Raw genomic sequence first — 19,496 nt, 5'->3', positions numbered from 1 at the left:
GCTCCCCTGCCAAGTACAGGGGAGCATGACTAAAGACAACCGTTAGACTGATACCTGTGCAGCCGAGATATTCCACCAATCCTTAATAGTATTTTGTGCTACCATTTCAGCCAGCTCGACATCGAATCCCATCTTCTTCCAGCAACTATGCAATGTCATCACACGAATCGAATCAAGACCAAGAAAAATTAAGTTTTCATCAACATCGACTTCATCGAGATCCACTTCTAAGATATCTGCAACATCCTGCCTCATCCTCTCCAAACTCAATTCCTTTTCAGGTGAGCCAGATTCAATACTTTTGACAAATTGGTCGACAGATTTAACATTGCCGCTTCTACCCGCGACATATTTTAAAGTAAATAAATGGTCCTCAGCTGAAAAATCGGCGATTGCATCACCAATGACAAAAGGCTTAATATCCAACATAAAGGCATCAAGAGCTGTTGATAAAATCCCAATATGTCCATAGACACCTACAATGATCAATTGGTCCCTTTGTTCTTCTCTCATCCATTCGAGTAAGGGGGTTTTCTTAAACGCACTGTAGCGCCATTTGGTGTATTGAATATCACCAGCCAGGGGAGCAACTTCAGGTACTATCTCTGTGTCTTGTGTAAGCCCTGCCCCCCAAAAATCTGTCAATAGTGCCCTTTCATTAGGATCCTGATTAGCAGGCTGTGCGGTATATACTACAGGTATACCAGCCACTCTTGCACTTTGCGTTACCTTGTTCACATTTCTTAACAACTCTGGTATTGGAGACAAGTTTTTATCAAAAAAATTGAGAAAATAAGCTTGTAAATCATGGACCAAAACAACCGCTTTCTTAGGATCTATTGCCCAGTCAACTTTATTGGCTGGAAATGATTCTGATTGAAGTGCCTGGTATGACGCTATCTTGGGAATGGCCATTTAATTATCCTTATTGAGAATTATCACTGAAAGCTAATAAAAATGAAAATCATTTGTGTTTATCTTAAAACAAACAAGAATATGAAATCAATTGATAATCATAGAAATAGGTTTATTTGTTAGGCATTGTGATAAGTAATAAATACTAACCAGTCCTCTAAGTTCAGTGGTAAGTACACATTCGCTTTCCATTCACATCGATAATGTTAAATGGCGTTTCATAAATACTACTCAGCGTATCCACCTGAATGACATCCTCAACTATACCGCTAGCCACAACTCTGCCTTGTTTCAACGCAACGATCACATCCGAATAACAGGCTGCAAAGTTTATATCATGGATGACAACCACAACGGCTTTATTCATCTCTTTTGCTAAACGTTGCATATTTTTCATAATTTGTAGCGAATGTTTAATGTCTAAGTTATTAAGTGGTTCATCCAGAAAGATATAATCGGTATCTTGTGCTATCACCATGGCAATATAGGCAAGTTGACGCTGCCCTCCACTGAGTTCATCAAGAAATTTATTCTGAATATCATGTAGCCCTAAGTAGTTAATTGACTGCTCAACCACTGTGTAATCATGTGGAGTCAGTTTCCCTTGAGAATATGGGAAACGCCCAAATGAAACCATTTCTTTAACCGTAAACCGCATATTTACTGAATTCGCCTGGCGCAAAACAGCTAAATGTTTTGCCAATTCTTGACAGCTCCAATCACTTAGTTCTCGACAGTCGATAAGCACGCTACCGCTGTCTCGGTCTGCCAAGCGTGAAGCCATAGATAAAAGCGTACTCTTCCCTGCTCCATTTGGACCTATAATAGACGTAACCTTGCCCTTTTCAAACTTAGCATTGGCTTGATCGACGACTCTACTTTTTCCATAAGCTTTGGAGAGGTTTTTAATAACAATCATACTGGTACACCTTATCAGATCAGACTCTTGCTGCTAAAGTCAATGCGTATTTACTTAGTCAACTTTACGCTAAGAAACAATAACTCTTCCTAGCTAAGCTCAATGCAGCAAATCTTTAATATTACAGTCAGCAGTATCAGCATACAAATTTAAGATAATTATTTTCAATGGTTTAGGCATATTGAACCTATTAGTCTATGTTTTGTTCTATCTAGTAATTGTATTCGCGGGTTTTATTCTGTTTACTGTAATCTTAGGTTATGCGTTTAGCTATCGAAATAGCTACTCTATGGCCCTATGTTAATGATAAACATAGGCAACCATCAAAATTATTGGTAACGAAATCTTAGTAAGGGCTTCATATGATGTCATTCATTCTTCTCACACTCTTTATAGCAATGCTTTGTGCATTCACAGGTAAGAAATCTTTGGGCTATGGGGTATTTACCGTCTCTGTAGTTTTAAGTTTGTTCTGGTTTCACCATCATGCAAATGATGCGCTTTCAATATTGTTGTGAGGATAGACGCTATGAATCGTAATCATATTAGCTTATTCAACACCTTGGGCTTATTCGGTATGACTTTAGTGCTTCTGATTGGCTTTGTTCTCCAATTTGCTCTCAACGAGTTACCATGCCCACTTTGCCTACTTCAACGCATCGGGTTTATCATGGTGATGTTCGGTTTTCTACTCAACGTAAAGTATGGCCCTGAGCAGAGGCATTATGGTGTCGTGTTAATTGGTGCACTATTTGGCGCAGCAACTTCACTGCGCCAAATTTCCTTACACGTTATACCGGGAACGCCGGGTTACGGCAGCCCTGTATTGGGTATACACTACTATACATGGGCATTTGTCTTATTTGCTGCAACCATTTTAGCCGTCGCAATACTGTTGATGATGTGGCGTCAAGAATGGAACTCAGAGCCATATACTATGAGTATGCTTGGACGCTGGGTTTGTCTCATTGCTCTGGCAGTTGTAGCGCTCAACATACTATCCACTTTTGCTGAGTGTGGACCGTACCAATGTCCAGATAACCCATTAAACTATTGGCTGTTTAGCTAGCCTCTAGCTAAGCTCGAAAACTTGAAAAGCCAGCTATTTTCGAACTGGCCTTTCAATGACACAATTATACATTACTTTTTACTTTCATATTGAGTTGCTCAGCAAAATCGAGCATGCGATTGAGTGGAATAAGCGATTTAACACGTATAGCCTCATCGACAAAGATTTCATGCTTCTTCCCACCAGAACTCAACGCTTGCTCTATGGCATGTAGTCCATTCATCGCCATCCAAGGGCAATGAGCACAGCTACGACAGGTCGCCCCTGCACCTGCTGTTGGCGCCTCGATTAATTCCTTCTCAGGTACTAACTGCTGCATCTTAAAAAAGATACCTTTATCAGTTGCAACAATCAGTTTTTGGTTTGGTAACTCTTTTGCCGCTTTTATCAGCTGACTTGTCGAACCGACTGAATCAGCTAAAGCAACCACACTTGCAGGTGATTCGGGGTGTACTAAAACAGCAGCGTCAGGGTAAACTCCTTTCATTTTACGTAAAGCATCTGCAGAGAACTCATCATGAACAACACACTCACCATTCCATAGCAACATGTCCGCACCAGTTTTATTCGCAATATATGAACCTAAATGGCGGTCTGGCCCCCAAATAATTGGCTTTCCTTCAGAATCGAGGTGTTCAACGATGTCCAGTGCGATACTTGATGTTACCACCCAGTCAGCCCGAGCTTTAACCGCCGCAGAGGTATTGGCGTATACAACCACAGTATGATCTGGATGTGCATCACAAAATTCTGAGAACTTATCCGCAGGACAACCTAAATCAAGCGAACACTCTGCTTCAAGTGTTGGCATGAGAATATTTTTTTCTGGTGTTAGAATCTTTGCAGACTCACCCATAAAGCGCACGCCACCTATAACTAATGTGTTCGCAGGGTGACGATTACCAAACTTAGCCATCTCTAAGGAATCGCCAACAAAACCACCGCTTTCTTCTGCTAAAGCCTGAATTTCTGGATCAGTATAATAATGGGCAATCAGTACGGCATCTTTTTCTTTTAACAGAGTTTTAATTTTCTTTATATGTGCCTGCTTTTGTTCGTCAGACAATGGGTTTGGCTTAGGGGGAAATGGATATACAGTTTCAATAGTTTCTAAAACGTGACTCATTGCTCTTGCTCTGGGCAACTTTTAATAATCCGCATATTCTAACCTTAAGCGAGTTCGAAATACTAGTATCGAGCAGAATTACTTGTTAGAAGCATAGTAAAAAAGGAGCAACTCTCGCTCCTTTATCACTATTTTATTCGATCTTCGGCAAGCTTAGCCGAAGCACTACTTGGATACTCATCAATAACTTGCTGGTAGTACTTAGTCGCTTGCGCAGTATTATCGTTACGCTTAGAAATGTCACCGAGCTTAACTAACGCATCAGCACGCTTATTAGACTTAGGGTAAGCAGCTACAGCGGCAAAACTTTTAACGGCTTCTTTGTCTTGTTTCTTGGCAAAATAAAGCTGTCCAAGCCAGTAGTGTGCATTGGGGGAAAACGTAGAATTGGGATAGTCTTTTTGGAACTTTTGGAACGCCGAAATGGCACCAGCGTAATCACGCTTCTTTAAGATAAGATCGACTGCATTCTGATAAGCGGTTTGCTCATCAACATTAGAGCTGAACTTACCTTGAGCTGTGGCAGCATCTTTAGTTACCTCAGCAACAGGGGTAGCTGCCACTTGACCACGAAGTTTATCAAGTTCAATGAAAAGTTCACGTTGGCGCTCAAGCATTTGCTGCATATCGTAACTATTTTTCTCAAGCTGACCGCGAAGATCGTTAATCTCCAGTGCCATATCGTCAAGCTGCTGCTGCATTTGTAGCTGTACACGATTACGATTTTCGAGCAAGCGCTCAAGGCGTTGAACTTCTGATTCATTTGCCAAACCGGCAGAGGACGATACAGAAGTACTATTGCCACTTACATCTGATACTGGGGCTGGTGCAGCGAACACTGAGCTCGCTGCACTTGCCAGTAACATAAGCATAATGACGTGCTTAAGGTTACTGAACATAAGACCTACCTTTGATTAATATACTAAAACCGCACGACGATTCTTTGCATACACATCTTCAGATTGACCCATAAGAAGAGGTTTCTCTTCACCGTAGCTTACTATTGATATTTGATCTGCTTGAACACCAAGTGCTTGTAAGTATTTAGCAACTGCACTTGCACGACGTTCACCCAGAGCGATGTTGTATTCAGGTGTACCACGCTCATCAGCATGACCTTCAACAGTTACCTTAAGTGATGGATTTTTACTTAGGTAAGCAGCGTGAGCAGCTAAAATTTCTTCGTAATCGCGAGCAATAGTAGAGTTATCAAATGCAAAGTAGATAGTTTGAGACTCACGAAGCGCCTGCTCTTTCAGCTCGTCCTCAGAAAGTTGACCATTTTCACCAATTGGTGAAACTACTGTAGTATCAACTCCATTTGCTGAACCTGAAGTTGATTGGTTCGTTTCAGAACCAGTAGAGTTTGCTGCATCATCGCTTGAACTACATGCTGTAACCGCAAGAACTGGCAGCGCAATTAATAGTCCTTTAAGAACTTTGTTTAGTTGCATTTTTATATTTTCCTTAGTTTTGATACATATTACTGGCTACAAATAGGGTGACCATGCCGGTGCACGGACACGACCATTTGTCGCGGGTAATCGAGCTTTAAAGCGCCCATCTATCGAGACCATAGAGAGTACATTAGTCTGATTAAAGATAGAGCTGTAAATTACCATACCACCGTTTGGTGAGATACTCGGTGACTCATCTAGCAAGGTTTTAGTCAATACCTGTACAGACCCTGTTTCTAAATCCTGTTTTGCTAAGTGGAAACCTGAATTGGTACGATTGACCATGACCAAGAACCGCCCATCAGGTGTAATTTGCCCACCTAAATTCTGACGCCCTTGCCAAGTCAAACGATTTGTTGAACCATTTGCCAAATCTACTTTATATATTTGCGGTTTACCACCCCGATCTGACGTAAAGATCAATGATTTACCATCAGGATGCCAAAAAGGTTCCGTATTATTTGATCTGCCACGTGTAATTTGAGTCAACTTACGAGTATTTAAGTCGAGCGTATATACGTGCAAACTACCCGTTTTAGAAAGAACAAGCGCAAGTGTATTACCATCTGGAGAAAAACGAGGAGCACCATTGTGACGTGGATAAGACGTTACCTTCTCACGCTTACCGGTGTAGATATTCATTATGAATATTTCGGCCTGACCATTTTGAAAACTTACATAAGCCAGTTTTTTACCATCAGGGGACCAAGCTGGAGACATTAGCGGCTGCTTGGAACGCAATACAAGTTTCTCATTGTAGCCGTCATAGTCAGCAACCCTAAGCTGGTATGCGTAGGTATCTTTGTCATTAACAACCACATAAGCGATACGAGTCAAAAAAGCCCCTCTCTCACCAGTTAGTTCTTCGTAGACTAAATCAGAAATACGATGCGCATATTCGCGTAATCTCTCACCAGGTACAGTTGCTCGTTTGCTAAAGAGAACATGATCGTTTGAAAGCACTAATTGCCCATCAGAGCTCAGCGCTTTACTTTGACCTTGAGTCAATTGACCACGGACTACATCAATCAACTGATATTGAATAACATAATCACCTTCCGCATTGAGCGAAATGGTTCCAGTGAGTAAGGAATCAACACCTAAACCAGTCCACTTTTCAAAATTAACTTCACTTTCAGTGTATGGAGTTTGAGGCATTTTCCCGGTTGGCACTGGGCTAAATTTACCACTGCGCTGCAAATCTGAGGCAATAATTGCCGACACGTCATGTGGTAACTGAGTTGGCCCTTGCCATTTAAATGGCACAATAGCAATCGGTCGAGCTAAATCAATACCATCAGTAATAACCAGCTCTAACGCAGCATTAGCTACCTGAAATATGCTCATTACAATGAGCAACCACCCTAATACTAGTCGCTTAAACACAAGCTCTTCCTTATGACTCAGGTTCTACAGTTAAATTAATATTTTTCAATTTGTTGATAACATCCTGCTCTTTGGGTAATGGAAAACTACCCACTTGAGCAATGGCACGTTTGGTTGCCGAGCACAAGCGACTATCTCCATCGAGTATACTTAGATTACCAACTATAGCGCCAGTACCCGTTGGGATAAGGCGTAAATTAACCTTGCAGGACTTTCCCCTATAACTGTCCTCCAAGAGTAAGTTTTGCTCTATCAGCGATTTAATCATAGCGCCATACCGCTGCGCCTCACTGTCAACGTGCTGCTGCCGAGCTGCGCTATTACGCTCAACTTCAGTCTCTAAACCCGAAAAAATATTATCCAGTGCCGCTTCTTGCTCTTTACGCTCTCGCTCAATTTGTTTTAGGCGTTGTTTTTCCTTGCGCGCTTTTTCTGCCGCTTCTTTGGCTGCTTTTTCCTTAGCAACGCGTTCTTGTTCAGCTTTTTGAGCGGCTTTTTCTCGTGTGATTCGCTCTTTTTCCGCTTTGGCAATTGCAGCCTCTTTGGCTTTACGCTCAACTTCTAACTTAGCCACGCGTTCCTTCTCTTGGCGAGCACGCAGCTCTTCTGCCTTACGCTCTTTTTCTTTTTGCTGTCTAACTTTCTCAGCTTCACGAGTTGCTTTAGCTTCACGGGTTTGTTGTTCTTTTAATTTACGAATACGTTCTTCTTCAGCTTTGCGATTCTTTTCCAATTGCTCACTTTCCCGACGCAGCTTATCTAACCTATCTTGCTCTTTTTTAGCCGCAGCCTCTCGCTGGGTTCTGATTTGCTGAGCTTGCTGGCGAACTAAACTTGGGTCAATGACAACCGCCTGGACCATTTTTCCAGAGGGCTCAGGTTTAGACATAGTAAAGTCTGCACCCCATATTAGAGCAATGAACAATAGTGCGTGCAGCGCCGCAGAGATAGCTAGAGGCTTAACGTAATCACTCTTTTTCTTCGGTTTACTATCTTTCATAACCAGAGAGCGCTTATTCCTTTATCTCGGTAAGAAGCCCAACTTTAGGGATTCCAGCTCGACTTAATTCATCTAAAACCAAAACGACTTCTGCATAGGGAGTCGCGGCGTCCCCACCAACGGCAACGGGTGAGTCAGGTTTAAGTGATAGCTCTGCTTTTATTCGAACAGTCACCTCCTGCAACGAGAGGCCACGAGTGACTTCTTCATCATTGACACTCACGCCGAGATTACCATCTCGATCAATTTCAACGATGATAAAACTCGCATCGCTGTCACCTGCAAGTTCAGACGACGTCTTGGCAGTCGAGGTTTTAGGCAGTTCAACATCGACGCCCTGAGTAACAAAAGGAGAAGTCACCATAAAAATGATCAGCAGAACTAACATAACGTCAATATAAGGAACAACGTTAATCTCTGCGGTCAATTTTCTTTTTTTAGGTTGATAACCAGCCATGACTTTAGCCCCTGCTGGCAGAATCACGACCAGCCATCGCCTGGCGGTGCAATATACTGTGAAACTCTTCTGAGAAAGTAGCATAACTATGCTCTAGCTTACCTACTTTGTTGCTTAACCGGTTATAGGCCATTACAGCCGGAATCGCGGCAAATAGACCCATTGCAGTTGCAATAAGGGCTTCGGCGATACCAGGAGCAACCATAGCTAAGGTTGCTTGCTTCACTTCACCCAAAGCAATAAATGCATGCATAATCCCCCAGACCGTTCCAAACAAGCCAATATACGGACTAATGGAACCAACTGTAGCGAGAAAAGGTAAGTGCATCTCTAGCTCATCAACTTCACGCGCAACAGCAACACGCATTGCTCTTCCGGTTCCTTCCATAATAAAGTCAGGCGACTCGGCATTCGATTTCCTTAAACGTGCAAACTCGGTAAATCCTGAATAAAAAATTTCCTCTGTTCCGCTAAGATCCTCTTTACGCTTTTTAGCACTTTGATAAAGGGCTGAAAGATCGGCACCTGACCAAAATGTGTCTTCAAAAGTTTCAGCACCTTTTGTAGCTTGGGATAAGACTTTGCTGCGTTTAATGATCATTGACCAAGAAACGATAGACATCCCCAGTAGAGTTAACATCACTATTTTTACTAACAGGCTTGCTTGAAGAAACAAATCAAACATTGAAATATCAGCGGTCACTTTGAGTAAACTCCATAATAATTTTCTGCGGGAACGCTCTAGGCTTCATTTTTTTACTATCGATGCATGCTACCTTAATCATTGCTTTACACAATATATCTCCATCAGGATTGACGATCTCTTGACAGAAAGTAAGGGAAGCTTTCTTCGCTATTGCAATAGAGGCTCTAACGAGTAAATGGTCTTCTAAATAAGCACCTCGTAGAAAATCCATATCCACATGTCGGACTACAAAACTAATGTTTTGTTCCCTCAGGCTTGAATGCGACATTCCCATTTGAATTAACCATTCAGATCGGCAACGCTCAAAATACCTAAGATAATTGGCATGGTAAACCATGCCACCTGCATCAGTGTCTTCAAAATAGACAGTAATAGGAAACTCGAATACCGGTTGGCTTATATCCACTCTCTTCTCTACATCTGCATGAGTTACCTTACTATACCTCACTTCAATAGTGTTTAGGCAAGGATTAGTAGCGTATTTTCATCGAGTGAAACAAAAATAGCATCGCTCACCAAGTAACGATGCTATTTATTGAATAAGGGGTTTAGCCCAATCAAATAAAATCAGACGAATCTTATAATAGTCAAGTAGAGTAGAATGGTGATTGAGAAATATGGGCTAAACAATACTTGCCAATACCAATTTCTCGGCTTGAAGCCCAAACCAAATACCATACTAGAACACATCGCCCAGATTAGCAGTGGTGAAATAACCACATTAAACCCACCGATAGCTTCACCGTATGACTTAGGATCCCACATAACCAATGCTACATGATAAAATCCAATAATGAGAGATAAGACTTTTAAAACAGCCTTATCTATTGGCGCATGCAACCTTTCTACCCGCTCAGTGATACTAGTCACTGTCTTTATCCATCATTTCACTGTGCTCTAGCCAAAGTGCATTAATGATGCCGAATGCGCAAGCCAGTAGAACACCTAAAATCCACGCGAAATACCACATAGTCTTTGCTCCTTAGTACAATGAATCTTTGTTGTCTTCAATGAACTTATTATCTAGACGGCCAAACATCTTGTAATATGTCCAAGTGGTATAGCAGAGGATCACTGGTACCATAATGAAAGCAACACCTGTCATTAAGTTCAGTGTTAGCTCAGATGATGTAGCATCCCACATAGTCAAACTATGATTTGGCACCAAATCCGATGGCATGATAAATGGAAACATAGCTAAACCCGCAGTGAAAATAATACCAGCATTACCAACACTTGATGCAAAAAAGGCAATACCACCTCGGTCGAAACGCGAAGCAACAACAGCAACTAAAGACATCATCACCCCTAGCACCGGAGCTATCCACATAAGCGGATATTGCTCAAAGTTATTCATCCACGCACCAACTTCGCGTACCACTTCTTTTGTCAACGGGTTAGAAGCTGCACTATGATCCATCGTACTCGTGATTACATAACCTTCAATAGTTTGAATCCAGAAGCCTGCTCCTACGAACGCTGCAACCGTAAGTAAGCCCATAATCTGCGCAACATTTCGAGAACGCGTATGAACATCATCAGTCGTTTTCAATTGAAGCCATGTAGCCCCTTGCATGATGATCATAAACAAACTCACCAAACCACACAAAAGAGCAAATGGATTAAGTAACTCAAAAAATGAACCATGGTACGTCGGCATCAAAAATTCAGTCAGCTGAAAAGGTACTCCTTGAAGCAAGTTACCAAACGCAACACCGAAGATCACAGGAGGAACAAAGCCACTTATACAAATGCAAATGTCCCATGTCGAGCGCCATTTCTCATCTTCAATTTTTGAACGATAAGCCAACCCAAGTGGGCGTAACCACAAGGCTGCTAACGTGAGGATCATAGCTAGATAGAATCCTGAGAATGAGGTGGCATAGACCAAAGGCCATGCTGCAAATAAACCTCCACCTGCTGTCACTAGCCAAACTTGATTGCCTTCCCAGTGAGGACCTATTGAGTTAATCATCACTCGACGCTCATTGTCATTTTTTCCAATGATAGGAATAAGAGCGCCTACACCCATATCAAACCCATCTGTTACTGCAAAGCCGACTAGAAGAACACCAATCAAAACCCACCAGATAAGTCGTAAGATTTCATAATCAAACATATGTTTTTCTCCGTGCTTTATGCGTCTACTTGGCGGCTAACTTTATCTTCAGCAGAAACGTCTTCCTGCTCAAAGTGATAGCGTCCTGTTTTCAAACTGCTTGGGCCTTTACGGGCGAATTTAAGCATGAGGTAGACTTCTGCAATAAGGAAGACAGTATACAATGCCAAAATAGCAAACAATGAAGTCAATATTTCTCCGGCAGTCAAAGCAGAAGCCGCCACATTTACAGGGAGAATCTCACCCACAGCCCATGGCTGGCGACCAAACTCAGCAACAAACCAGCCTGCTTCAATAGCAATCCACGGCAGAGGAATACTTAGCAGTGCAGCTTTAAGAACCCATGGTTTCTGCTCAATTTTCTGACGACACGTCTGAATGAAAGATGCACCAAACACAAACAACATAATGAAACCACACGCTACCATGATCCGAAACGACCAGAAAAGTGGCCATACGGTTGGAATAGAGTCATCCGCTGCTGCTTGAATCTGCTCTTCAGAAGCATCAACAACATTTTCGGTATAACGCTTAAGTAAAAGCCCGTAACCTAAGTCGCCTTTTACTTCATCAAAGGCCGCTTTGTTTTCATCTGACTTGTCACCTTCACGCAATTTTTCCAGTAAGCCATAGGCGTACATGCCATTACGAATTCGATCAACATGTTCATCTCGAAGATCGCGGAGGCCGGTCACTTGTTCATCTATTGAGCGAGTGGCGATAATACCCATTAAATAAGGAATTTTAATCGCGTAGTCAGTATGCATTGTTTCTTGATTCGGTACCCCAAACAAAGTGAATGAGGCTGGCGCAGGTTCAGTGTGCCACTCAGCTTCTACAGCAGCCAATTTGACTTTCTGGACTTCACCTAACTCGTAGCCTGACTCGTCTCCAAGTACAATAACCGACAAAATCGAGGCCATACCGAATGAAGCTGCAATAGCAAAAGAACGACGAGCAAATGCAATGTCACGCCCTTTAAGTAGATAGTAGGCACTAATACCAAGTATGAACATAGCACCTGTTGTATACCCAGAAGCAACAGTGTGAACAAACTTAACCTGAGCTACAGGATTGAGAACAACTTCAGCGAAACTCACCATTTCCATGCGCATGGTTTCAAAATTAAATTCTGCTCCAACTGGGTTTTGCATCCAGCCGTTTGCAACCAAGATCCATAGCGCTGAGAAGTTTGAGCCAAGAGCAACCAGCCAAGTAACACCTAGGTGCTGCCGCTTCGTCAGTCGATCCCAACCAAAAAAGAACAAACCAACAAAAGTAGACTCAAGAAAGAAAGCAACCAGTGCTTCAATAGCGAGCGGGGCACCAAAAATATCACCGACATAATGAGAATAGTAAGACCAGTTAGTACCGAACTGGAACTCCATAGTCAAACCAGTGGCAACACCAAGGACAAAGTTAATACCAAAAAGCTTGCCCCAGAACTTAGTCATATCCTTATAGATTTGTTTGTCCGTCATTACGTACAGAGATTCCATGATGGCAAGCAGAAAGGCCATACCTAGAGTCAATGGTACGAAGAGGAAGTGGTACATTGCAGTAAGTGCAAACTGCAACCGCGACAGTTCGACTACATCAAACATGTTTACTCCTATGTGTCACCTGATGACACTTTTTACATTTATGCTCCACAGTAAACATTGTGACGAATAAGACAATGTTGCTAAAAAACAGCATGTTGTTGCAAAAATGTACTCTAATGGTTAGTTAATTGTTAAGCACTAGCTAATATAGCTTGTGCTAATACTACTGCTAAAAATTGCTGCGTTCAAAAAGTTTATATTCGGACTTCGCTTTGATTTACATCAAATTTTGCATGACCTTTCCGTTCAAAAAATCATCAACTTGATCTACATCAATAGTTTATATGAGCTTTTGTTAATTTGCGGTTATTTTGCGGGAGATTAAGACAATCATGTAAAACAAGTAGTTAACATCTTGTATATTTAAATTACTTTATTACCAGTATCAATATTTCATTATTGTGATATCTATCACCATTGGTTAAGGCCAGACAATCAATTGCTGGCCATGAAAACTTATTTTTCAATACCGAAATGCAAATATGCTCTATCGGTAGCAATACGACCTCTTGGTGTTCTCTGTAAATATCCTTGCTGTATAAGGTAAGGCTCTAAAACATCTTCAATCGTATCTTTTTCTTCGCCAATAGCCGCTGCCATATTATCTAAACCCACAGGCCCACCAGAGAATTTTTCCATAATAGCTAGCAGTAACTTTCGATCCATGTAGTCAAAACCTTGCACATCAACATCAAGCATATTTAGTGCTTTATCAGCAACATCTGGACAAATGTGTCCGTTACCCTTTACTTCAGCATAATCTCGAACGCGGCGGAGTAATCGATTAGCAATACGAGGCGTCCCTCTTGCTCGCCTTGCAATTTCAAGTGCTCCTTCTTTTTCCATAGAAAGACCAAGACAGTCAGCGCTTCTCTGAACAATATGCTGTAAATCAGCAATTTTATAGTATTCAAGACGCTGAGTAATACCGAAACGATCGCGTAGTGGAGAAGTAAGAGAACCAGCACGTGTCGTCGCCCCGATTAAGGTAAAAGGCGGTAAATCAATCTTAATTGACCGAGCAGCTGGTCCCTCCCCAATCATAATATCAAGTTGGTAGTCTTCCATCGCTGGGTACAGCACCTCTTCTACCATTGGGCTTAATCGGTGAATTTCATCAATAAAAAGGACATCATTTTCCTCTAAATTGGTCAACAACGCGGCCAAATCTCCAGCCTTTTCCAGTACTGGCCCAGAAGTAGTACGTATACTGACGCCCATTTCATTGGCAACAATGTTTGCTAAAGTGGTCTTCCCTAATCCAGGTGGGCCAAAGATCAATAAATGATCTAAAGCTTCTTGTCTTAAATTTGCAGCTTGTATAAATATTTCCATTTGATCACGAACGTGATCTTGACCTCGGTAGTCTGACAGCTTTTTGGGGCGAATAGCCCTGTCAATTACATCTTCGTCTTTATAAACTTTGTTATCGGGGGCAATTAAACGATCAGCTTCAATCATTAACGGTTCCTAATCATGATCTAAACCATGGATTTCAGTGCTTCACGGATAAGTTCTTCACTGCTCATATCCTGCGATTTAACTTGAGATATTACTTTAGAAGCTTGAGTTGGTTTATATCCAAGTGCAAGTAATGCACTGACAGCTTCTTCTTCGGCATTGTTGATATTTGAATGCTCGAGAGCATCTTTAGGAGCAGCATCGTTATGGGGAGTAAACAAATCGCCGGCTCCCCAGCCTTTGAGCCTATCCTTCATCTCAACCACCAAGCGTTCTGCCGTTTTCTTACCAACACCGGGCAGCTTAACAAGAGTGGAGATATCTTCACGTTCAACACTAGAAACAAATTGGCTTGCAGTCATACCTGACAAAATACCTAGTCCTAATTTGGGCCCTACACCATTTGCTTTGATAACTTCTCTAAATAACGCTCTCTCTTTAACAGTATTAAACCCATACAGCAATTGTGCATCTTCACGCACAACAAAATGTGTATAGATGATCGCTTCTTCACCTACATTAGCCAGTTCGTAAAAACAGCTCATCGGCATTTGGACTTCATAACCAATACCATTGACTTCAATTAATAGCTCTGGGGGCTGCTTTTCAAGTAAAATTCCACGTAAACGTCCAATCACACTCAATACTCTTTACCGATGAATTTATGACAGAATAATAAAGAACTGGATAAACATCCAGTTCTTTATATGGTGAATACTACAGAGTTAACGGTACCGCCCTTTGCGCGCACCCACAGCCTGACCTGCAAGAGCAACCATCGTTTTGTTAGTATTTGCATGACATATTGCAACACCTAGTGCATCTGCCGCATCGGCTTGGGGTTTTGCCGATAACTTTAGGATAGATTGTACCATGTGCTGTACTTGCTCTTTATCCGCTCCACCAGTTCCAACAACAGCCTGCTTTATAAGACGAGCTGCGTACTCATAGACGGGTAAATCAGCATTCACAGCTGCCACAATAGCACTGCCTCTTGCCTGACCAAGCTTCAAAGCAGAATCAGCATTCCTAGCCATAAAGACCTGCTCAATAGCAAAAACATCGGGTTGAAATTGAGTGATGATTTCAGTCACGCCAGCATAGATTTGTTTAAGGCGTCCGGGTAGTTCATTTTCCGAGGTGCGGATACAGCCACTACCAAGATAGTGCAAGTGACGTCCAACTTGCCTAATCACACCATAGCCAGTAATTCTAGAACCTGGGTCAATACCCAAGATAATTGACATAATATTAGCAAAGCCTAATTGTTACAACAGTTGGTATCTTAGCTCAGAGCAAAAACATAAGCGAGGCTCTCTGCTACCTATCGCTTAGTGAGAACGGCCCGGCTAGTCATTGACTCAAGACTCACTTTCAGCAAATCAGTACGTTGATCTGTCAGTTTTTCACCAGTCCAATAGTCATACCAGTTCACTGGCACATCAGACATCAAACAAATCGTTTGTATTTGCTGCTGAAAATTGAATACACAGTGTAAATCATTTTTTTTATTCATTCTTAAATAGGCATGATCAAGGGATAAGGAAGAAAATCGAGCTGAGTTTTGATTATGCTTATGACGAACAAAAAGCCGTGCTAGGGTACTTTTTGCAAAAGGTGTCATTTGAGATAATGGGTCCCCTGACATTAAAAAACCACCGCAAGTCAGTAACACATTGCGATGAAATTCAAAGTTAGATTGTTCTGTTGCCTGATCAGGTAAGGACAATAAAGTGGCACAGTCAGGGTCAATTAGCCAAAGTTTTCTATGCTGCCAACTACGGAAAAATGCTTCCTGTGCTATCTGTATAAATCTTGTTTTATCACGCTCTACGTCATCTGACACTCGCATACCATCGACAAAACCAAGTGATGGCCACATAGGTGCATTACAACCTAAAATTAGCGCATTACCCGCCCCTTCATTAATCGCTTCCATACCCAAGCGGAAAGCTTCTACCCCTGTAATACCACTTTGTGCACGACTGCCTTTTAAAGCTCCCCAATACAGAGCATCTAACTTGAAAAGCTCAATTCCCCATTCCTTACGCATAGTATTAATAATATTGGTCAAGTGCTCTTGAACATTCGGATTTGATGCATCCAAAATATACCAAGGTGTACAACGCCAGCCATCATACGTAATATCTTCAGCTTTTAATAAAGAACCATCTTGATGAGTGACCAACCAATCTTTGTGATTGCAAAAAATTTCAGACTCAGCCTGAACAATAAAGGGAGCTAACCAAATTGCAGGTTTTTTTCCACAGCGTTTAATCTCTTGTGCCAGTGATTTTATTCCTGAAGGAAATTGGCTAGAAGGGGCTAGCCAATCCCCCATAAACATTTGATAGCCATCATCAATCATCACATACTCAATGGCTTCAAGACTTCCTTCCATATACTTGAGATTGTCTCTAACTAGTTGTTCTGAGACATTAGAATAATGGGCATACCATGAGCACCAACCAATCGGGGAATTTCTTTTTACACCTTGCCTTGGAGGGTGATTATGTGAAACAAGGTGTGCATATTCGCAATAGAGTTGAGCTAATGAATCTCCCTTGAGGATAACTATCGACTCAAGTTGAGTTGATGACCAGTCGCGCGGACATGTATCTTCTCCGTCAAGACAAATTTTAACCCAATGATGATTCTCCAGCTCCACTAATTCAAAATAACCCGCAAAACGATAGCAAGAGGTAAACCCAAACAGGGTGTAATCTGAATCTTCTTCTACTAGCAAATAGTTATAATATCGTTTTGGAGCTGACGACGAGTAAATACGGTAGTGTTGTGACTGTTCAGAGTGCCGTCCAATATCTTCCGCAGTTTCAATAGTTCCCGTTGTTTGTGTACACATCTGAAAACCATCCGCCAAGAGAATAGCATCGTGAGCAAATGTAAATTCAGTAATCGCCAAAACATAGCCACAGCTTATTGGATCATTACTTAACCCCTGATAACTAAACCGTACCTCATTACTGTTAAGATCAGCCTGCAAGTTAATATCTCGTACTCTTAAGCTGTGGCCATTCTTCAATTCTACGGAAAACGACATACAAGCAGCTCTCCATAAGTTTTGATGTCATCCTATTCAACTTAGGTTAATCGAAATTTAATGTCTATTCTTGGCCGCTGACAATTCCGCTTCTCATCACGAACATAGATAGATTGAGCTAAACTGTTTATAGACAATAATCAAATTACCGCTGGACTAGATGAGTGAATAAATTTAAAACAGTAGGATTGCGCATCCTGATAACATTGAGCATTGTATGGAGTAGTTTGAGTCAATCGGCACCTCTGAGGCTATCTCAAGATTTGTGGCCTCCTTACATAATGAATTCAGCATATGGTAGTGGCATAGCATACGATTTGGTCACAAATGCGCTCGACTCCGCAGGATTTGAATTTGAATATACAGTAAAACCTTGGTCACGTGTCCTTAAGGAGACCTTAGGTGGGCAAAATGATGTCATTATTGCCATCTGGAAATCGGAACAGCGAGATAAAGACTACTTACTAACTGATATGTATATGCATAACAACATAGTGTTTATTTCTCGTACTGATACTAACTTTGAATATGAATCCCTAGAGAGTTTAAAGGGCATAAGGATGGCACTCATCCATAATTACGCCTATGGGGGAAATTTACGCCAAGCTCCAGACATGATCCCCATTAACTCAATTGATTTACCTAATAGTATTCGCCAAGTGTTAACTCAACGTGCTGACGTACTTGTGGCAGATGAGGCTGTTGGAAGGTGGACGGTAAAAGAGATGAGAGTAAAAAAAGATAAGCTCTATTTTAGTCGTAGCTATCTTGATTCAACTCCACTACACGCCGCTGTGAGGCGAGACCATCCACAGGCCAAAGAGATTGTTTCAGCCCTCAATCAATATTTTAAAACCCATGGACCAGAAAGACTAAAAGACCTAAAAACTAAATACGGTCTCAGTGAATAAAGTAAAGCAAGCGCCAGACCAAAGCCTAACTCTTGCTGTTTAGTGCTAATTACTACACCGCTTCTATTGGCCCACCGAAGGATGTGATCTGCTTTAATCCAACAGGACACTTTGATAAAGGAATATAATCCTACTATTGAGGTGACTATGACAAAACGAAAAAACAGAAGTTATACCGATGAATTTCGGCGAGAAGCGGTGGCGTTGATCACTGAACAAGGCTACAGCGTTTCAAAGGCAGCGGCATCTTTGGGTGTCACAGACAAGCTTCTTTACAACTGGAAAGCGAAATTTGAAGCTGAAAAATCCGGCTCAGCGCTCTCTGCTGACGAACGAGCAGAGTTAATGCGACTACGTAAAGAAAACAAAGAGTTAAGGATGGAAAAGGACATCCTAAAAAAGGACAGCGCCCTGTTGCTAAAGGAAACCAAATAGCCTTTGAGACGATTAAACGACTGACTTCTGATTATCCTGTTACTCGTTTATGTAACAGCTTGAATGTGAGTCGCTTAGCCTATTATGCGTGGTTGAAAAGGCCACCTCAGCGAATAACACAAGAGCAGTTACATCTATATCGTAGAGCGAAGGTGATATTCAAAGAAAGTCGACGTAGTTTGGGTTATCGAGAGCTGCGAAAACGGTTATGCAATGAGGGCTTTAAAGTCAGTGACTATGTCACACAAGAGCTGATGAACCAACTGGGCCCTGTCGTCACACAACGTATGGCGTACAAATTGACCACAAAACGCAAGCATAGTGATACGGTCGCCGATAATTTGCTTAACCAAAACTTTAATCCAGTAGCACCAAACCAAGTTTGGGCTGGCGATGTGACGTATTTAAAGATGGGCGAAGGTTGGATATATCTAGCTATCGTTATGGATTTATATTCACGGCGCATTGTGGGATGGCGCCTTGATAAACGTATGACCACGGATTTGATGAGCAAAGCGATGATGAAAGCCTATAACCTACGCCAACCACGTAAAGGCTTGGTGTTTCACTCAGACAGAGGGTCGCAATAGACCAGTAAACGATATCGCAATTTACTGGCCAACTATGGAATAAGAGCCAGCATGGGTGATGTTGGAGCGTGTTGGGACAATGCGGTAGTTGAACGGTTCTTTGGTAGTCTGAAGCATGACTGGTTGTTAAAAGTACCGCAACCAACGCGAGAGAACATGAAAAATGATGTGTCAGATTATATGCGATATTACAATTTAGATCGGTTACATACGACTAACGGCGATAAGTCACCGATCGATTATGAAAAGTCCTTTAGAAAAGTGTCCTGAAAAAGTTGCG

21 protein-coding genes and 1 pseudogene are annotated in these 19,496 nt (G+C 41.8%); 4 read left to right on the top strand and 18 right to left on the bottom strand.

From position 1 onward, the window contains the following. Nucleotides 1-42: 42 nt before the first annotated feature. Together OCV27_RS05890 and vctC are read right to left on the bottom strand one after the other, a co-directional pair. Nucleotides 43-915 (bottom strand): isochorismatase, encoded by an 873-nt coding sequence (locus tag OCV27_RS05890; RefSeq protein WP_337969411.1) that lies wholly within the window; start codon nucleotides 913-915, stop codon nucleotides 43-45. A gap of 163 nt (nucleotides 916-1,078) precedes the next feature. Further along, the gene (gene vctC / locus OCV27_RS05885; protein ID WP_125323033.1) at nucleotides 1,079-1,834 is read right to left on the bottom strand and encodes an iron chelate ABC transporter ATP-binding protein VctC; all 756 of its coding nucleotides are present in this window, start codon (nucleotides 1,832-1,834) and stop codon (nucleotides 1,079-1,081) included. A gap of 362 nt (nucleotides 1,835-2,196) precedes the next feature. On the opposite strand from vctC, the gene OCV27_RS05880 reads away from it, so the two are divergent. Both OCV27_RS05880 and OCV27_RS05875 read left to right on the top strand, forming a co-directional pair. After that, on the top strand, nucleotides 2,197-2,352 hold the full coding sequence (locus tag OCV27_RS05880) for a DUF5993 family protein (protein ID WP_221740624.1): 156 nt from the start codon (nucleotides 2,197-2,199) through the stop codon (nucleotides 2,350-2,352). A gap of 11 nt (nucleotides 2,353-2,363) precedes the next feature. Continuing rightward, nucleotides 2,364-2,903 carry a disulfide bond formation protein B gene (locus OCV27_RS05875; protein ID WP_125323032.1) on the top strand — a complete coding sequence of 180 codons (540 nt, stop codon included), beginning with the start codon at nucleotides 2,364-2,366 and terminating at the stop codon, nucleotides 2,901-2,903. Nucleotides 2,904-2,967: 64 nt separating this feature from the next. On the opposite strand, the gene nadA is transcribed toward OCV27_RS05875, so the two are convergent. The 16 genes from nadA to OCV27_RS05795 all read right to left on the bottom strand — a co-directional run bounded on the left by nadA (nucleotide 2,968) and on the right by OCV27_RS05795 (nucleotide 17,280). Next, nucleotides 2,968-4,029 (bottom strand): quinolinate synthase NadA, encoded by a 1,062-nt coding sequence (gene nadA, locus OCV27_RS05870; protein WP_125323031.1) that lies wholly within the window; start codon nucleotides 4,027-4,029, stop codon nucleotides 2,968-2,970. 128 nt (nucleotides 4,030-4,157) lie between these two features. Continuing rightward, nucleotides 4,158-4,928: a tol-pal system protein YbgF gene (ybgF, locus tag OCV27_RS05865; RefSeq protein ID WP_125323030.1), complete on the bottom strand. Its 771-nt coding sequence runs from the start codon at nucleotides 4,926-4,928 to the stop codon at nucleotides 4,158-4,160. A gap of 15 nt (nucleotides 4,929-4,943) precedes the next feature. Next, on the bottom strand, nucleotides 4,944-5,483 hold the full coding sequence (pal, locus tag OCV27_RS05860) for a peptidoglycan-associated lipoprotein Pal (RefSeq protein ID WP_125323029.1): 540 nt from the start codon (nucleotides 5,481-5,483) through the stop codon (nucleotides 4,944-4,946). Between the two features lie 36 nt (nucleotides 5,484-5,519). Beyond that, nucleotides 5,520-6,833 (bottom strand): Tol-Pal system beta propeller repeat protein TolB, encoded by a 1,314-nt coding sequence (tolB, locus tag OCV27_RS05855; protein ID WP_420919482.1) that lies wholly within the window; start codon nucleotides 6,831-6,833, stop codon nucleotides 5,520-5,522. A 49-nt stretch (nucleotides 6,834-6,882) separates the two neighbouring features. Next, the gene (gene tolA, locus OCV27_RS05850) at nucleotides 6,883-7,872 is read right to left on the bottom strand and encodes a cell envelope integrity protein TolA (RefSeq protein WP_125323027.1); all 990 of its coding nucleotides are present in this window, start codon (nucleotides 7,870-7,872) and stop codon (nucleotides 6,883-6,885) included. 13 nt (nucleotides 7,873-7,885) lie between these two features. Next, nucleotides 7,886-8,329 (bottom strand): protein TolR, encoded by a 444-nt coding sequence (gene tolR, locus OCV27_RS05845; RefSeq protein WP_125323026.1) that lies wholly within the window; start codon nucleotides 8,327-8,329, stop codon nucleotides 7,886-7,888. Nucleotides 8,330-8,333: 4 nt separating this feature from the next. Beyond that, on the bottom strand, nucleotides 8,334-9,032 hold the full coding sequence (tolQ, locus tag OCV27_RS05840) for a protein TolQ (protein ID WP_125323025.1): 699 nt from the start codon (nucleotides 9,030-9,032) through the stop codon (nucleotides 8,334-8,336). Continuing rightward, on the bottom strand, nucleotides 9,022-9,441 hold the full coding sequence (gene ybgC / locus OCV27_RS05835) for a tol-pal system-associated acyl-CoA thioesterase (protein ID WP_125323024.1): 420 nt from the start codon (nucleotides 9,439-9,441) through the stop codon (nucleotides 9,022-9,024). The genes tolQ and ybgC overlap by 11 nt, the downstream gene beginning before the upstream one ends. Before the next feature lie 161 nt (nucleotides 9,442-9,602). Beyond that, a complete protein-coding gene (ybgE, locus tag OCV27_RS05830; RefSeq protein ID WP_125323023.1) occupies nucleotides 9,603-9,905 on the bottom strand; it encodes a cyd operon protein YbgE in 303 nt (100 codons plus the stop codon). Next, entirely contained in the window at nucleotides 9,898-10,005 is a 108-nt protein-coding gene (gene cydX / locus OCV27_RS05825; protein ID WP_009842723.1) for a cytochrome bd-I oxidase subunit CydX, read from the bottom strand. Before cydX ends, ybgE begins: the two co-directional genes overlap by 8 nt. 12 nt (nucleotides 10,006-10,017) lie before the next feature. Further along, a complete protein-coding gene (gene cydB / locus OCV27_RS05820; protein WP_125323022.1) occupies nucleotides 10,018-11,154 on the bottom strand; it encodes a cytochrome d ubiquinol oxidase subunit II in 1,137 nt (378 codons plus the stop codon). A gap of 17 nt (nucleotides 11,155-11,171) precedes the next feature. After that, nucleotides 11,172-12,758 carry a cytochrome ubiquinol oxidase subunit I gene (cydA, locus tag OCV27_RS05815; RefSeq protein WP_125323021.1) on the bottom strand — a complete coding sequence of 529 codons (1,587 nt, stop codon included), beginning with the start codon at nucleotides 12,756-12,758 and terminating at the stop codon, nucleotides 11,172-11,174. Between the two features lie 456 nt (nucleotides 12,759-13,214). Beyond that, nucleotides 13,215-14,219: a Holliday junction branch migration DNA helicase RuvB gene (gene ruvB / locus OCV27_RS05810; RefSeq protein WP_125321116.1), complete on the bottom strand. Its 1,005-nt coding sequence runs from the start codon at nucleotides 14,217-14,219 to the stop codon at nucleotides 13,215-13,217. Between the two features lie 20 nt (nucleotides 14,220-14,239). After that, complete coding sequence (gene ruvA / locus OCV27_RS05805) at nucleotides 14,240-14,857, bottom strand: Holliday junction branch migration protein RuvA (RefSeq protein ID WP_125321114.1); 618 nt, start codon at nucleotides 14,855-14,857, stop codon at nucleotides 14,240-14,242. 87 nt (nucleotides 14,858-14,944) lie between these two features. After that, a complete protein-coding gene (ruvC, locus tag OCV27_RS05800; RefSeq protein ID WP_125321113.1) occupies nucleotides 14,945-15,466 on the bottom strand; it encodes a crossover junction endodeoxyribonuclease RuvC in 522 nt (173 codons plus the stop codon). A 77-nt stretch (nucleotides 15,467-15,543) separates the two neighbouring features. Then, on the bottom strand, nucleotides 15,544-17,280 hold the full coding sequence (locus OCV27_RS05795; RefSeq protein ID WP_125321112.1) for a glycoside hydrolase family 36 protein: 1,737 nt from the start codon (nucleotides 17,278-17,280) through the stop codon (nucleotides 15,544-15,546). 281 nt (nucleotides 17,281-17,561) lie between these two features. On the opposite strand from OCV27_RS05795, the gene OCV27_RS05790 reads away from it, so the two are divergent. Both OCV27_RS05790 and OCV27_RS05785 read left to right on the top strand, forming a co-directional pair. Further along, nucleotides 17,562-18,191, top strand: a complete 630-nt coding sequence (locus OCV27_RS05790; RefSeq protein WP_245986727.1) for a substrate-binding periplasmic protein — start codon at nucleotides 17,562-17,564, stop codon at nucleotides 18,189-18,191. A 147-nt stretch (nucleotides 18,192-18,338) separates the two neighbouring features. Further along, nucleotides 18,339-19,486 (top strand): annotated as a pseudogene (locus OCV27_RS05785) (IS3 family transposase). The last annotated feature ends 10 nt before the right edge of the window (nucleotides 19,487-19,496 follow it).

It is taken from the genome of Vibrio pectenicida, assembly GCA_024347015.1.
GTDB lineage: Bacteria > Pseudomonadota > Gammaproteobacteria > Enterobacterales > Vibrionaceae > Vibrio > Vibrio pectenicida.
The sequence above is the reverse complement of the archived record's forward strand: the minus strand, read 5'-3'. Positions and strand labels throughout refer to the sequence as shown.

Coding starts and splice junctions, on each gene's coding strand:
- OCV27_RS05890 (WP_337969411.1), bottom strand. CDS start 915: ATGGCCATTCCCAAGATAGCGTCATACCAGGCACTTCAATCAGAATCA.
- vctC (WP_125323033.1), bottom strand. CDS start 1,834: ATGATTGTTATTAAAAACCTCTCCAAAGCTTATGGAAAAAGTAGAGTC.
- OCV27_RS05880 (WP_221740624.1), top strand. CDS start 2,197: ATGATGTCATTCATTCTTCTCACACTCTTTATAGCAATGCTTTGTGCA.
- OCV27_RS05875 (WP_125323032.1), top strand. CDS start 2,364: ATGAATCGTAATCATATTAGCTTATTCAACACCTTGGGCTTATTCGGT.
- nadA (WP_125323031.1), bottom strand. CDS start 4,029: ATGAGTCACGTTTTAGAAACTATTGAAACTGTATATCCATTTCCCCCT.
- ybgF (WP_125323030.1), bottom strand. CDS start 4,928: ATGTTCAGTAACCTTAAGCACGTCATTATGCTTATGTTACTGGCAAGT.
- pal (WP_125323029.1), bottom strand. CDS start 5,483: ATGCAACTAAACAAAGTTCTTAAAGGACTATTAATTGCGCTGCCAGTT.
- tolB (WP_420919482.1), bottom strand. CDS start 6,833: ATGAGCATATTTCAGGTAGCTAATGCTGCGTTAGAGCTGGTTATTACT.
- tolA (WP_125323027.1), bottom strand. CDS start 7,872: ATGAAAGATAGTAAACCGAAGAAAAAGAGTGATTACGTTAAGCCTCTA.
- tolR (WP_125323026.1), bottom strand. CDS start 8,329: ATGGCTGGTTATCAACCTAAAAAAAGAAAATTGACCGCAGAGATTAAC.
- cydX (WP_009842723.1), bottom strand. CDS start 10,005: ATGTGGTATTTCGCGTGGATTTTAGGTGTTCTACTGGCTTGCGCATTC.
- cydB (WP_125323022.1), bottom strand. CDS start 11,154: ATGTTTGATTATGAAATCTTACGACTTATCTGGTGGGTTTTGATTGGT.
- cydA (WP_125323021.1), bottom strand. CDS start 12,758: ATGTTTGATGTAGTCGAACTGTCGCGGTTGCAGTTTGCACTTACTGCA.
- ruvB (WP_125321116.1), bottom strand. CDS start 14,219: ATGATTGAAGCTGATCGTTTAATTGCCCCCGATAACAAAGTTTATAAA.
- ruvC (WP_125321113.1), bottom strand. CDS start 15,466: ATGTCAATTATCTTGGGTATTGACCCAGGTTCTAGAATTACTGGCTAT.
- OCV27_RS05795 (WP_125321112.1), bottom strand. CDS start 17,280: ATGTCGTTTTCCGTAGAATTGAAGAATGGCCACAGCTTAAGAGTACGA.
- OCV27_RS05790 (WP_245986727.1), top strand. CDS start 17,562: ATGAATTCAGCATATGGTAGTGGCATAGCATACGATTTGGTCACAAAT.